The organism is Thioclava sp. JM3 (genome assembly GCF_002213185.1).
Taxonomy (GTDB): Bacteria; Pseudomonadota; Alphaproteobacteria; order Rhodobacterales; family Rhodobacteraceae; genus Thioclava; species Thioclava nitratireducens.
On the sequence record NZ_NBOB01000009.1, the window covers coordinates 113,019 to 127,091 of the forward strand.

The 14,073-nt window shown below is 62.8% G+C and carries 13 protein-coding genes; 2 read left to right on the forward strand and 11 right to left on the reverse strand.

Going from position 1 to position 14,073, the window contains the following annotated elements; all coding sequences use genetic code 11:
• The 7 genes from B6V73_RS16655 to B6V73_RS16685 all read right to left on the reverse strand — a co-directional run bounded on the left by B6V73_RS16655 (position 1) and on the right by B6V73_RS16685 (position 7,839).
• Entirely contained in the window at positions 1 to 1,284 is a 1,284-nt protein-coding gene (locus B6V73_RS16655; RefSeq protein ID WP_075777415.1) for a TRAP transporter large permease, read from the reverse strand.
• Positions 1,281 to 1,832: a TRAP transporter small permease gene (locus B6V73_RS16660; protein ID WP_088725835.1), complete on the reverse strand. Its 552-nt coding sequence runs from the start codon at positions 1,830 to 1,832 to the stop codon at positions 1,281 to 1,283. The genes B6V73_RS16655 and B6V73_RS16660 overlap by 4 nt, the downstream gene beginning before the upstream one ends.
• 11 nt (positions 1,833 to 1,843) lie before the next feature.
• The gene (locus tag B6V73_RS16665; RefSeq protein WP_088720639.1) at positions 1,844 to 2,887 is read right to left on the reverse strand and encodes a TRAP transporter substrate-binding protein; all 1,044 of its coding nucleotides are present in this window, start codon (positions 2,885 to 2,887) and stop codon (positions 1,844 to 1,846) included.
• Between the two features lie 44 nt (positions 2,888 to 2,931).
• Entirely contained in the window at positions 2,932 to 3,747 is an 816-nt protein-coding gene (locus B6V73_RS16670) for a putative hydro-lyase (protein ID WP_088725836.1), read from the reverse strand.
• Positions 3,748 to 3,834: 87 nt separating this feature from the next.
• On the reverse strand, positions 3,835 to 4,716 hold the full coding sequence (locus B6V73_RS16675; protein WP_088725837.1) for a LysR family transcriptional regulator: 882 nt from the start codon (positions 4,714 to 4,716) through the stop codon (positions 3,835 to 3,837).
• Between the two features lie 410 nt (positions 4,717 to 5,126).
• Complete coding sequence (locus B6V73_RS16680) at positions 5,127 to 6,464, reverse strand: serine hydrolase (protein ID WP_088725838.1); 1,338 nt, start codon at positions 6,462 to 6,464, stop codon at positions 5,127 to 5,129.
• A complete protein-coding gene (locus B6V73_RS16685) occupies positions 6,445 to 7,839 on the reverse strand; it encodes an alginate export family protein (protein WP_240504166.1) in 1,395 nt (464 codons plus the stop codon). The genes B6V73_RS16680 and B6V73_RS16685 overlap by 20 nt, the downstream gene beginning before the upstream one ends.
• 135 nt (positions 7,840 to 7,974) lie before the next feature.
• Here B6V73_RS16685 and B6V73_RS16690 point away from each other — a divergent pair, with 135 nt between their 5' ends.
• Positions 7,975 to 8,529, forward strand: a complete 555-nt coding sequence (locus tag B6V73_RS16690; RefSeq protein ID WP_143597926.1) for a hypothetical protein — start codon at positions 7,975 to 7,977, stop codon at positions 8,527 to 8,529.
• Positions 8,530 to 8,773: 244 nt separating this feature from the next.
• Here the strand turns inward: B6V73_RS16690 and B6V73_RS16695 are convergent, their stop codons facing one another.
• The 3 genes from B6V73_RS16695 to B6V73_RS16705 all read right to left on the reverse strand — a co-directional run bounded on the left by B6V73_RS16695 (position 8,774) and on the right by B6V73_RS16705 (position 11,767).
• Positions 8,774 to 9,832 (reverse strand): sensor histidine kinase, encoded by a 1,059-nt coding sequence (locus B6V73_RS16695; RefSeq protein ID WP_168174920.1) that lies wholly within the window; start codon positions 9,830 to 9,832, stop codon positions 8,774 to 8,776.
• Between the two features lie 25 nt (positions 9,833 to 9,857).
• Positions 9,858 to 11,300: an ATPase domain-containing protein gene (locus B6V73_RS16700; protein WP_088725842.1), complete on the reverse strand. Its 1,443-nt coding sequence runs from the start codon at positions 11,298 to 11,300 to the stop codon at positions 9,858 to 9,860.
• A gap of 206 nt (positions 11,301 to 11,506) precedes the next feature.
• Positions 11,507 to 11,767, reverse strand: coding sequence for a hypothetical protein (locus tag B6V73_RS16705; RefSeq protein WP_143597929.1), 261 nt, complete (start codon positions 11,765 to 11,767; stop codon positions 11,507 to 11,509).
• Positions 11,768 to 11,879: 112 nt separating this feature from the next.
• Here B6V73_RS16705 and B6V73_RS16710 point away from each other — a divergent pair, with 112 nt between their 5' ends.
• Complete coding sequence (locus tag B6V73_RS16710) at positions 11,880 to 12,422, forward strand: phosphatase PAP2 family protein (protein WP_088725844.1); 543 nt, start codon at positions 11,880 to 11,882, stop codon at positions 12,420 to 12,422.
• 129 nt (positions 12,423 to 12,551) lie between these two features.
• On the opposite strand, the gene B6V73_RS16715 is transcribed toward B6V73_RS16710, so the two are convergent.
• Positions 12,552 to 13,613 (reverse strand): dipeptidase, encoded by a 1,062-nt coding sequence (locus tag B6V73_RS16715; protein WP_088725845.1) that lies wholly within the window; start codon positions 13,611 to 13,613, stop codon positions 12,552 to 12,554.
• Positions 13,614 to 14,073 lie beyond the last annotated feature (460 nt).

Genomic DNA, 14,073 nt, shown 5'->3' on the forward strand with positions numbered 1-14,073 from the left:
TCAGAGAATGGACGGCAGCCAGAGCGCGAGCCCGGGAACCGCAATCAGCAATGCAATCATCGCGAGCATCACCAGCACGTAAGGAATGACGCCGAGGATCACCTCGTTCATCGAGCCCTTGCCGCGTGTGCTCTGCACCACGAAGAGGTTGAGACCGACCGGCGGCGTGATCAGCGCCATCTCGATCAGCACGATCATCAGCACGCCGAACCAGACCTTGTCATAGCCCAGACCCGCGATGATCGGCACGATGATCGGGATCGTCGCGACCATCAGCGAAAGCGTCTCGATGAAGAAGCCCAGCACGAGATAGAGCAGAACCACGAGCAACAGCGTGCCAAGCGGCGGCAGACCGGTGTTTTCCAGCAGGTCGGTCAGTTGTCGCCCGAGCCCGGCGGAGGTCATCGCGAAGTTCAGGAAATAGGCGCCGGTGATCACCAGCATGATCATCGCCGAAATCCGGATCGTGCCATGCAGGGCCTCGCCGATAGTCGCGAGTCCCAGCCCGTTGCCCAGCGTGATTGCGATGAGGCTCGCGATCACCACGCCGATGGCCGCGGATTCCGTGGGCGTCGCCCAGCCCGCGTAGATCGAGCCGATGACGACGGTGAAGAGAATGATGATCGGGATCAGCTGGATCAGGCTGCGAAGGCGCTCACCCCAGGTGAAGCTGCGCGACGGGCCGCCAAGCGCGGGGCGCGCCCGGCAGATCAGCGCGGTGACGACGACGAATGCAAGCGCCATCAGGAGGCCCGGCAGAAGCCCGGCGGAAAAAAGCTGCGGGATCGAGGTCTCGGTAAGGAAGCCGTAGACGATCAGGTTGATCGAGGGCGGGATCAGAATGCCCAAGGTGCCGCCCGCGGCGATCGCGCCTGAAAACAGCTTCGGATCATAGCCCAGCTTGTCGGCCTGCGGCATCGCGACGGTCGCCACCGTGGCAGCGGTTGCGACTGACGAGCCCGAGGTGGCTGAGAACATCGTCGCGGTGGCGATATTGGCATGGATCAGCCCGCCGGGCAGCCAGCTCAGCCATTTGTCGAGCGCGGCATAGGTGCGCGCGGCCACGCCGCCCCGGACGAGGATTTCGCCCAGGAGCACGAAGAGCGGAATCGCGATCAGGGTCGAGGAGGAGGAGGCCGACCAGATCACCTGCCCCAGCCCGCGCAGCAGCGGGAATGCGGAATAGAACTCACCCACCCCGATGCCGAGAATGAACAGCACGATGCCAACGGGGATCGACAGGGCCATCAGCCCCAGAAGAGAGAAAGCGACGGTCCAGATCATTGGTCAAGCTCCGATCCGAGGCCGATCGCATTGGCCAGTTCCGTGCGGCGCCCGGAGGCGAGATAGGCAATGCCGATCAGGCTCAGGGCGGTGGCGCTGAGCGCGAACCACGCCCAGCCCGCGAACCAGATGCCCTGCGGAATCCACAGCGGGGTTTCAAGGGGCGTATTGGCGCGCGAGCCGCGCTCGATCGTCTTTTGCAGGACCGGCCAGCAATACCAGGCGATCAGTAGGACGACCCCGTTGGTGACGATCATCGCGAACAGGTCCATCAGTCCTTGCCCCACCGGCGCAAGCCGTTGACGGATCAGGTCGATCCGCACATGGGCGCGGTCGAGAAGCGCGCAGCCAAGCCCCCAGCTGGCGACCGCGGCCATCACGTAGCCGGAAATCTCGTCGGAGCCGCCCAGGCTGCCCCAGCCGGTCTTGCGACCGACCACGTCGACCAGCACGAAGAGCACGGTCGCCACCAGCGCCGCACCAAGGATCAGCGCGACGAGGCGGTTGGCGCGCCTGAGCGCGCCTTCCAATGTTGTGAGGAATTTCACGTCGGGCGCTCTCAGTTCGCGACCGGGACGGTCACGCCCACGGTCTTGCCGACGGTATCGTTCCAGCGCTTGGCCCATTCCGGACCGGCACGCTCGGCCCAATCGGGCAACACCTGCTTCTCGAGCGCGTCACGGGCGGTCTTCATGTCGGCATCGGTCGCCTCGACCAGCGTCATCGACGCCGGATCGCCCGATTTGCATTCACCGTCGCCCGTGAGGCAGGCGATGTCATTGGCGAGACCGCCTTCCGCCGCGGCCCAGGCCTTGTCTTCCAGACCGGTTTTCACCGCATCCTTCAGCTCGGTCTGCATCTCAGGGGACAGTTCGTCGTAACGATCCTTGTTCATCGCGATCACGACCGGATCCCAGCCACCCAGCGGCAAGGTCATGAGATGGTCGGACACTTCCCACCAGCCGGCCGAATAGCCCGAACCTGCTCCAGTGACGGCACAATCGATCACGCCACGCTGCAACGAACCGGGAACTTCGGAGAAGGCGATGTTAACGCCCTCTGCACCAAGCGCCTCGAGAAGCTTGGTGGTCATCCGACCCGAGCCGCGCACCTTCTTGCCCTTGAGATCGGCGAGCGAATTGATCTCGCCTTTGCAGAACACGACCTGCGGCGGATAGGGCGCGATGCCCAGAAGCTCGGAGTTGAAGCGGTCATGCATGATGTCGACGACCATCGGGCGGGCCGCATCGACCATCGCCTTGGCCTCGTCGGCGGTCGTTGCGACCAGCGGCACGTCGAGCCCTTCCAGCTCGGGCGCATCGCCCACGGTGTAATCGGCGACAGTCTGGCCCACGTCGAACACGCCATCGCCCAGCATCCGGTAGACGTCGCCGCCGGCGATCCCCATCTGGTCGAAGCTGGTCAGCTGGGCCGAGAAATCGCCATTGGTCAGCTTCGGCAGTTCCTCGGTCCAGAACGGCGTGGTGAACTGCTTGTAGAGCGGCAGGCTCGACCAGCTCCCGACCACGGCAAGCTGTTCCTCGGCGAGGGCGGGCCCGGCCAGCAGCGCGGCCGTCATCGCGGTCATCATGATCTTTTTCATTGTTTAACTCCTGTTGGGTTTTCTTTTGGTTTTCGGTCGGCGCGTCAGACCGGATAGACCCCCGTCAGACGCCGTTCCGCGTGGCTTGCAGGGATGTCCGTGACCAGCATGTGGCCCGGCGCGTGGGTGATCGCGAGCCCCGGTTTCGCGGTCACGATCGCAGCTTGCGGGGTAACGCCACAGGCCCAGAAGACGGGGATATCGCCGGGCTCGATAACAGGCGGATCACCATAATCGGGCGCGTCGATATCCGCGATCCCGATTTGGCTCGGATCGCCCAGATGCACCGGCGCGCCATGGGCGAGCGGGAACCGCTGGCAGATCGAGATCGCCTCGATCGCGTCCGCCGCAGGCATCGCCCGCATGCTAACGACCAGCGGTCCCGAGAACTGCCCCGCGGGGCGCGTGGGCAATGACGTGCGATACATCGGCACGTTACGATCCGCGGTGATGTGGCGCACCGGAAGCCCCGCGCGGATCAGCGCATCCTCGAAGCTGAACGAGCAGCCCAGCGCGAAGGAGACCATGTCCTCGGTCCACAGATCGGCAATATCGCTCGGCTCGTCCACCAATTCGCCGTCGCGCCAGACCCGGTAGCGCGGCACATCGTGGCGTAGATCGATATCGCCGAGGCTGGGGAGCGACGGATCGCCCGGCTCGCCCACAGCCAGCAGAGGACAGGGGCGTGGGTTGGCCTGACAGTAGCGAAGGAATTCCGCTGCATCGGTTCCGCGTAGCATGACCAGGTTCGCCTGCAGCGCCTCGCCCCCCTGTCCGGCCGTCGGCGCGGTGAACCGCCCAGCGCGGATTTCGGCACGCAAAGCGGCTGGCGAAGCGATCACGGATTTCGGTGCGTTCATCTGGTCCTCCGGTTTGGATGATGATCCCGCGCCACGACCGATTAGATCAATAGTTCAATTTTCTTCATTATTGATGCTCTCACAGGATCATTCCCGCCCAGCTGCTACCGCCGCCTGCGTCACGGCACGACCGATTTCCTCATTGCGTTCAGCATCATAGCAGATCACGAACTCCAATGACGGCAGACGCGCCTCGGGGGTGACTTCGATCTCACGCAGCATCGCGTGCGGCCACGCTTCGACGATGGAGTGCGGAATCGTGCCGATCCCGAATCCCTGTTGCACCAAGTGCAGCACCGTCGCCAGCGAGGCCGATCCATGCACGGTCGCGGGCTTGCGCCGCCCGGGGCTGAGGGTCTCGATCACCTGTCGGTGCGGGCTCGTCGTCTTCGGGAAGGACACGATCGGCAAGGCGGTCAGGTCATCGATCTCCGCGGGCTGCGGCAGGGTGAAATGCGCAGGAGAGACGAACCAGCCCATCGTGACCGGCGGCAGCGGCGTCAGCGCGATCCCCCGGGGCGCCTGATCGCGGAGCATGATCACCACGTCGAGCGCATCGTCGCGCAGCGCCTGCCCCATCTGGTCCGATGTATCGACCGAAATCTCGAAGCGCAGCAGCGGGTGATCCTGCCGCAACGACGTCAGCATCCGGGGCAGGATCGTGTGGGTCATCGTCTCCGCCACGCCGAGCCGCACGACCCCCGCCATCACGCCATGGGTCAGCTCACTCAGGATCCGATCGCGCTGCGCAATCAGAACCTCCGCCTCGTCGACAAGCCGCCGCCCCGTCGCGCTGAGCCGCACGCCGCGTCCGTCGCGCTCGAAGATGGTGATCCCCATTCGGTCCTCGAGATGCCGGATCCGCCGCGAAATCGCCGATTGCGCGAGTCCCGTAGCATCGGACGCCGCGCGGAAGCCGCCGTAGCGCACCACGGAGCGGATGATCTCGATGTCGCGAAAACCGAACATGACGCGATGCTAAGCGGTGCCCTGGCGCGACTGTCAAGCGCATCGGTCGAACGCGTGTCAGCAGGCGACCCGCTGATCTCGCGGATTTCGGTCAGTGGTTAGGGCGTCTCGCGATAAATCTCGGTGGTGCATTGGCAGCGCTCTGGAAGGGCGTAGCCTTCCGCGGCCACAACGGATTGTGCAGTTCCGCCTATCCTTGTTCGGGATCCGAGAGCGCACGACCCGCCACCGGCGCACTTTCGACCAGCAGCGCGGTGTCACGCGCACTAGCAGTCCGCTGATCGAGCTGGTGGCGAAATCGGCTGACATGCCGCTTATTGGGCGGCTAGCCGTCATTCGACGAGCGAGCCACGAAGGTCCGCAGCGCGAAGAGAGCGCACAGTCCTGTGTCGTGAGCGCGACGCGCTGCATCACCGTGTCATCAGATACTCCGCGACGGCCTGGTAGGCGGGAAGCGATGTGGGGTCGATGAAGCCGTTCTGGGCCTGCGGATAGGAGGCAAACCGCACCAGGACCATCTTGGCCGTCGGATCGACATAGATCGTCTGGCCATGAACCCCTCGCGCCGCAAACGCGCCGTGATCGTTGTGAAAGACCCACCACTGGCTCGTGTAGCTGCCGTTCGGGATCGTCGGGAAGCCGCTGAACTTCGCGGGGGCTCCGCCCATGCGAATATGCTCCACGACCGAAGCGGGGAAGAGCCGTTTGCCGTTGAACTCGCCCGCGTCGAGCATGACCTGCCCGAGCCGGCCTAAGTCGCGCAAGCTTGCCGAAATGCCGCCCCCCGCGAAAGGCACGCCCTTGGCGTCGACCGTCTGATAGGCGTCCTGTTCCGCCCCCATGGGCTGCCAGAGTCGTTCCGAGGCAAGCTCCGTCACCGAGGTGTTCGTAACACGGCTGATGATCCAGCCCAGCATGTCGGAATTGATCGTCTTGTAGTGGAACGCCGCGCCATGTTCGCCGTCAGGTTTCACCTGCTGGAGATATTCCCAGTAGCCGTTGGGGCCGGTGTAGCCCTCGGGTTTGGGCAGCGGGCTCGCCGCGGCGGAGTATTGCCAGATATCGGCATTCGGATCGGAGTAATCCTCGGAGTATTTCACCCCGGTCGTCATATCCATCACCTGCCGGACGGTGGCGGTGGCAAAGGCGCTGTCACCGATCTCGGGGATGATGTCGCGCACCAGCAGCGTATCGTCGAGCTTGCCCTCGGCCACCAGAATTTCGCCCAGAAGCCCGGTGACGGATTTCGTCATCGACATCGCCGCGTGTTTCCCGGTCTCGTCGAGGCAGCCGAAATACCGTTCGTAGACGACCTCCCCTTCATGGAGGATCAAAATCCCGTCGGTGTAATTGGCATAGAGCGATTGCTCCCATGTCATCGCCGTGTCCGAGTTCAGGGGCGTGAAGCTCAGTGCGTCGATCTCCTGGCGCAGATCGGCGAAACTCGGCGGAGAGGGATAGCGCAGGGTGGACGGTGCCCCGAGGCCGCGGCTGATCTCCTCGGTCGGAAGAAATTCCCGCAGGTGGCAGACCGACCAGCGCAGCTTCGGGAAGCTGAAGAAATTGGAATCGGGCTGGGTAATCAGCTTGTCGGCGGGCGGCGGAAAGCCCTGCATCCAGCCCATGACCCGCGGGTCGGAATCCTGCGCGGAAAGCGGCGTGGATTGGGCGAAGACCGCAGATGCCAGACAAAGCGTCGTGACCAGGGTGGCAGTCTGCACGATCCGTTTAGAAATTGACGACGACATTGAGGAAGCCTCCGGTCCAATTGGGCACCTTGCCCGGCACGGCGTTCTTGATCCCCTTGCCCGGGATCGAGACGCTGACCCCTGCGGTCAGGAAGGTGTTTCGGTTGATGATGCGGCTGTATTCAAGAAAGACGTCATCGGAGAGATGCGCGTTCGTGACGCCCGAGAGCACATTCGCCGTCGCACCTGTCGTATCGAGCCGGGTCGCCTGTCCGAACTGGATCGGGCTGTTCAGCTCGTTCGCCCGGATATGTGCATAGCGGAGCGTCACGCTGTCCTGACGCGTAGGCTGAAGCTTCAGCGAGAGCCCATGCGCCTGAACGTTGGAATTGATGAACACCATCGAGGATTTCGACCCGGTCGCCCAGGCGCTTGGAGAGCCCTCGTAATAAAGCGGATCGAAGCGTTCGAGCCGGGCCGTGTTCGGATCGTCCCCGGAGAAACTCTGGTAGGAATAGGTCAGCGTCGGCGACCAGGGCAAATCCGCGAAGGTATAGCCAAGCTGGACGCGCCCTGCCCAGGCGGCCAGATCAATCCGGTCGTTCCACTCATAGGCAAAATCCGCCGAGGCGACCCAGTTCTCGAACGCGCCGGAAAACGGATTGGTGCGTGCATACAGGTTGAACGCATTCGTTCCGTCGCGGGCGCCGGGCAGGATCTCTGGCGCGCCAAGACCTCCGGGGGCCGCCTCGATATAGGCGGAGTCGGAATTGAGCACATTGACATAGGTTAGCCCGAGATACCCCCCGCGCGGATCGTCAAAGCGCATATCGAGACCGGCGAGCCTGTTATGCCCGTCGCTCGCGGGGCGCTCGTTCGGGTCGATATAGAACGCGGTTGCCGCGAACGCGCCTTGCGTGATCTTTCCGATCGCGGCCATTTCCCAGGCCTTGCGCGGCCCGAACTTCAGCGCACCACGCTCGAAACCGCTCGAGCCACCGTTGGCGATGAGCATGCCGGTGCCGAGCTTCAATTCACGCGGGCCAAGCGAAAAATCGAAGCCCATACCCTCGGTTTGCTGCATACGCAGGCCGAGATAGGCTTCCTCGATCGTCGTGCGCCCGGTATCTCCATAGTCATAGGCGTCGGTGCCGAGAGTGTAAGACGCGACCGCCGAGAGCTTTCCGTAGAAGACTTGTCCGGAGTCGAGCGTCTTTTCAAAGCTCACACCGGGCTTGATGTAGAACTCGAGCCAATTCTTGTCCGCGTTGAAACCTGCACCCGGCGCGAAGCTGTCGGCGAAATCCCAGAAAAGGTTCTGCTCGCTGACCGCGTTCACACCTGCTTGCAGATGTGTGCGCACCGTCGTGCCGTTACTCTCGTAGAGTATCGTCGGATCTCGATCCTGTGCGCTGGCTGCTGTGATGGACGCCAAGGCGATAGATGTCGCCGTCAGGGCCGACGCAACTCCGCGTCGAGCACGAGCAGAAGAGACCTGGATATCAGCCTTCATTGCGCACCAACTCATACCCGCGGAACAAAGATCACACCGCTCAGTATTCACGCTACCGTGATCACGTTATCCTTCAAGAGGAACAGTGCCCAAAATGGGCGAGGCAGCGATGAGGATGCGCAGATGCAGACCGGATCACGCAAGGAACGCGATTTCATTCGGGAGAATTTCGGGGAAATCTGGCCGGTGCATGTCTCGGCCTTCACACGTCTTCTGACGCAGTTTCGCGCACGTTTCGATGGCGATCTCGATCTGCTCCTCGTGCTGGCGGTCATCGGAGAGCGGACCCGGCCCGAGAACTGGAATCCGCAACTCGTGTCTTTGGAAGATCTCGCGACGCGCGCTGAGGATCGGCTATCTCAATATGCAATCAACATCCAGTCGATCGCGGATTACAGCGGCATCCCAAGAGAAACCGTGCGCCGAAAAGTTCTCGTCTTGCAGAGCAAGGGGTGGGTGAATCGGAGCGACGACGGGAAACTATCGATTGCAGCGGATGCCGCACCGGACCTCGCGGATGCCACCGGGGATACGATCGCCTATCTCCAAAAAATCTTCTGCGCATTCGAAAACGCGCGCGATACTGGGAATGGAGCGGCCGCTATCGAGTGAGCCCCGCCGCACAGGGGGGACGCGAGTGGCCTCCGACCGCACGCAAGCGCCGACCTGACCGTCGTAGCGGCATGGTAGATCAGATTTCGACGGCTTCAGAGGTTTGTATGGTGGGTCTCCCAGTCCAACACGCCTACCTCGTCACCCTCCCGACCTTGGCGTCTCGACCGTGCGATCGCCGGATGCGGTCGTTACGAGGTGCGAACGGGGGCAAGGCCATCGAAAGGACAACAGGCGCTCGCCCCTAGTCGCCAACCCGAACGGTTTCGCTCAAAAGCGTGAAGTGGCGGGGGCTGAGTTTGGCATGCCAAGTGACCCCGTCGGGATCGTGACGCAGTTCGGTCTCTGCCTCACCGCGCAGGAAATTTTCGATGACCTGGGTGCCGAGCCCCTGACGAGAGGGCGGCTTGACCGGCGGACCATTGCGCTCCTCCCAGGAGAACGCGAGCGCTCCGCTGTCCGGAACCACGCGCCAGCGCACCGCGACCCGACCGTCGGGAATCGAGAGCGCACCGTATTTAGCCGCATTGGTGGCCAGTTCATGGATCACCAGCGCAAGGTCGAAGGAGGGCTTTTCAGCCACGAGCACCGGAGGCCCCTCGGTCACAAGTTGTCCGGCAGCGCTGGTGTAGGGCGTCACGTGATCTCTCACCAAGGCATCGAGCGGACGGGCCGTGGTCCCTTCCTGCGCGAGTTTGACATGCGCATCGGTGAGGGCGCGGAGTCGGCCCGAAAAGGTCTTCGAAAAGCTTTCGAGATCGGCGGCGCGGCGCACCGTCATCGAGAATAGCGACTGCAGAACCGACAGGCTGTTGCGCGTTCGGTGGCGTAGCTCGCTGAGCAGAAAGCGGCCCCGTTCCTCTTCCTGGTAAAGCCGATCGATCAGGTCGCGGGTCTCGAACTGCCGCTGACGCGCTTCGGCCTGAGCTTCGAAGACGCTTTGCAACACGGCGGCCTTGACCGGGCGCTCGAGAAGTATCGGCGGAGGCGCGTTTTCCTTGCGGTTGATGATCTGAATCGCGGGCGGAGGGCGGCTGATCTGACTGAGAAGAAACACCGACGGCAGCCGCGCCCACGCGGGTTCGGCCGCGAAAGTGGCGTTCAGAGCCTCACCGGTCTCACGGCCCGCGCCCTCCTGGCTAATGACGACAAAAAGAACGCCATCAGGGCCCTGCGCATTTAAGGCGGCGGCGAAGGCGCGCGCGGTGATGCAGGTCCGGGCGGTAAAGCCGCACCGCTCGACAACCCGCGCCAGGGCTCGGGCGTCGTCCTTGAGCGGCGCGAGGATCAGGACCGGCGGCATCTCTGAACAGGGCTCGGACATCGCTTCACTCTGCGCTGAGATCGGATGCATCTCTGGCACGCTGCTCGGCTTCTTCGGAAAGGGGAATGATTTCCACAGCGCCGGACCGGATGATCAGCTGTTCGATATTGCGCCGGTGTTCGCTGTGACGTTTCTTGAGCACGGCGATGGACCGTCGGATTTCCGAGTGCGCCTCGTATTGGCGCAGAAGGATAATGGAATCGGCGAGAAAACTGGCATCGATGGTCGTCCTTGGCGGCTCACCCAAGAGGCCGTGCTGGGTCATGGTGATGATGACCAGAACTTCACGGCGGGTAAGATGCTGCAGCAGCGCTTGCATATGCGTCATCACATGGCTGCGCTCCGGCAGTGCCTCGAGGTAACCGCTGAGACTATCGATGACCACGACGCGGGCGCCGTCATCCACGGCGCTCAGCACCGCATTCGCGAACTCGCCCGGTGAGACCTCGGCGGGATCGAAGTGGCGTAACCTGAGGTGGTCGGTGTTCTCGTAACCCTCCACCTCAAGCCCGACGCCGGCGGAGCGGTTGCGCAGCACTTCGGGGCGCTCCTCGAAAAGGAACATGGCCGCAAGCAGTCCACGCTCGGATGCCGCGCGCGCCAACAGGGTGGCGATGGTCGACTTGCCGGTGCCGGACTGGCCCGAGATCAGCGTGGTAGTGCCGAATTCCAGCCCGCCGCCCAGAAGCTGAGCGAGCGGTTCGTGCGGCGGCTCAAGCCGGTCCTCAAGGGTGGCGGGTTGCGCCTCATGCGGGATGACACGCGGGAAAACCTCGAGCCCGCCAGTGTTAATGCGGAAATCATGCCATCCCTCCCGGAACGGGGCGCCGCGCAGCTTGACGATTGTCAGCCGCCGCTGGGTGATCCCGATGGGCGGCGTCGTGCTGTCGAGTTTGATGACGCCGTGGACCACGCCCTCGGCGTGACGTTCCCCATCCGGATGATCGAGATGGTCAATCAGCAACGCCGTGCAACCGCGCTCGCGCAAGTCGCTGCGGAGTGTGAGAAGCTCGCGCCGGTAAGCTGAATCGGTCGAGGAAAGCATTCGCAACTCCAGCAGGGAGTCGAACACGACAATTTCGGGGTCGGAGTTTTCAAGTTCGCCGCGCACCCCCTCCATCAATTCGACAAGATCGGCCTCGTCGCTCTCGACCGAGATGCTCCGCTCGCCTCCGCCGAGTTCGGGCGTGTAGACCTTGACGCCGGACAGATCGAACCCGTGGGACTTTGCGATCATCTCGATTTCAGGCCGGGATTGCGCCACGCTGATAAAAAGCGCGCGCTTCCCGTCGGCAACCCCTTCGGCAAGGAAATGTAGCGCGAGGGTGGTCTTGCCGGTGCCGGGAGCCCCCTCGACGAGCATGATCCGCCCAGCGGGGTAGCCTCCCCTCAGAACTTCGTCGAGGCCGACAACCCCCGTGGACACTCTGCCGTCTTGATCAACCACTTTACCCCCTAACCCGCAGATCCAACGCCAATTCAGGTGGGCCGGCCAAGGCCGACGTCGCCTGATATAAATTGTTTCAAGACATTAAGGTTTCCATGCTGGATCAAAAAATCGCGTTTGGCAATGAAACGGCCCCGTTTGGCGTCCGGGGCTCGCCCTCTGAGACTCCTGCGCAGCCCGACGGAGACGGGCCTGATGCCGGAGCTTCATTCAGTCGCAACTGACGGCCGGTTGGTGCTGCGGTCCCGCCCACCTCGGAGGCTTGGTCCACGGCCATGCGTCACCAGCCGCCACCCTTCGTGCCAGAGGAGGACGATTGTGATGAGGTCAAACACCGTCAGCAAGATCAGCCCGAGGAGGTGCGTCGCCACCCACGGCGCTTCCTTGATCTCTTCTCGGGCCAGCATTTCGACCCAATTGAGGATGGCCGGCCCCGAGACAAGGTAGAACACAAGTTCGCCAGCCATCTCGGTCAGCGCGTGCAATCCTCAGAGCGTGGCACTAAGCCTGAATGCTTGATGAACGCGGTGTCACGGACTTGCGGACCCGCGACCTGACCTTTTCGATGGAAGGCACACAATGGACGCAGCGATTACTCACTGGATCAATTCCTTCGCGGGCCACAACGCCTTTATCGATCAGGCGATGATCGCAATCACTCAAACGGGCGTGCCCTTCATCGTGCTCATCGTCGTCCTGCAATGGTGGAGCCGGGAAAACCGGCAGCATCTGCGTCATGTCGCAATCTGCGCCGGACTTGCGTTCCTTCTGGGGCTTGCGATCAATCAGGGCATCCTGCTCTTCATCCACCGCGTGCGCCCATATGACGCCGGAGTCTCCAACCTTCTTATCGCCAAGAGCGCCGACTGGTCTTTTCCGTCCGACCACGCCACTGCCTCGATGTCAGTCGCCATGGCATTTGCTCTTCAGAGGCTTCCGCGGCGGGCGCTGGCATTCTTCGCGATGGCTTTCCTCATCTGTCTGTCGCGCATTTACGTCGGCACCCACTACGTCACCGACGTTCTGGGAGGCGCCGCCACCGGAATCGTGGCGGCAATCGTCGTCCGGGGGCTTTATCGAGAAAACAGCAAATTCGATCGTTTCGCGAAAAGCATCCTTTAGCGGGAAACACTGCTTTCTGCAGAGCAGTCGTTCACCTGTGGCGAAGCGAAAGCCCGGGCCTTTCTCCGTATTGTTCTCTAATGTCGGTTCTCGTCTGCCGAAATTTCCACGCGTGGATAAAGTCAGCTCTCAGCCGCCCCAGGTTCTCTCGAGCAGCGCCAGCCAGTTGCCATGGGCGAGCCTCTCGATCAGCGGCGCGTCATAGCCATGCGCGCGCATCGCTTCGATCAAGCGCGGCAGCCCTTCCGCATCGCCCAGATCGGGCGGAATCGCCGCTCCGTCGAAATCCGAACCGAGCCCCACACGGCTCTCGCCCAAGGTCTCGATCAGGTGATCGAGATGGCGCAGCATCGGGTCGAACCCCGCGAAAGGCTCACCCTTGCCGTCTTCGCGCAGAAACCCCAGCGCGTAGTTGAGGCCGACAATGCCGTCGCTCTCGCGGATCATGGCAAGCTGTCGGTCCGTAAGGTTGCGCGACGAGGGACAGATCGCATGCGCATTGGAATGGGTGGCGACCAATGGCGCATCGGAAAGCGCTGCGACATCGTCGAAGCCTTTCTCGTTCAGATGGCTCAGGTCGATCATGATCTTCAGCCGGTTGCATTCCGTCACCAGCCGTTTGCCCGCCTCGGTCAGCCCGTCCCCGGTATCGGGCGAGGACGGAAACGCAAAGGGCACACCGTTGCCGAAAGCCGTCGGGCGCGACCAGACCGGCCCAAGCGAGCGCAGCCCCATCGCGTGCCAGACATGCAGCAGATCGAGATCGGGTCCGATCGCCTCGGCACCTTCGAAATGCAAGATTGCGGCAATCTTGTTCGCAGCCATCGCATTGCGGATATCCGCAACAGAACGGCAGATTTTCAGATTCCCCTCACGCTCCATCCACATCAGGTGGCCGACCATCTTCATCGCGACGGGCAGCGCGTCCTCGAGTGGAATTCCCTCTGGCAAGGGAAGCGAAAAGGGGGGATTTCGCATGATCGCGTCGAAGTCGGGATCGTCATGGGCGACTGGCGACGGAATGTAGACCGCGAAGAACCCGCCCGCGAAACCACCCGCACGCATCCGCGGCAGGTCGAGATGGCCCTCTCCGGTATCGCTTAGCCAAGTCGTCTCGCGGGCCTCCGGGGCGCGCAGCAGGCGCAGAAGGAAATCGTTATGGCCGTCGAAGACCGGAACCGGGGCGCTCATGTGAACTCATCCTCTTTCATTTGGCCTGTGAACGCTTCCGGTGGTTCACAGGGGCATATTTTGCGGCACGGAGGCTGCGAAGATCGGCACCTGGGAGTTCTTCCTCGACGCGCCTGTTGATCTGTCGCCGGCCAGTTCTCCATTCATGGAAGATGTAAGCAAGTCGAATTGTTGTCCGGAGGCGCAGGCGCGCACGCCGCGATGCCGGGAATTGGCAGGGTCCATTCCACGAGGCGATCCGGCTGGGCGAGAACGCGCATATCTGGCTGAAGGACTCCGGCTCCGACCGCAGTTCCGAGCTTGATCCGCCTTACGCGGATCCGGCGCCCTTCGCCGCCGAACTGGTCGAGCTTTACCCGAACCGAACGACCTCGGGCTCTGACTGGCGGCACCCGAGTTTCCGCGCAGACACGCCCGATGATAGGTCTTGGCCGATACCTTACCGATATAACCGCGAATG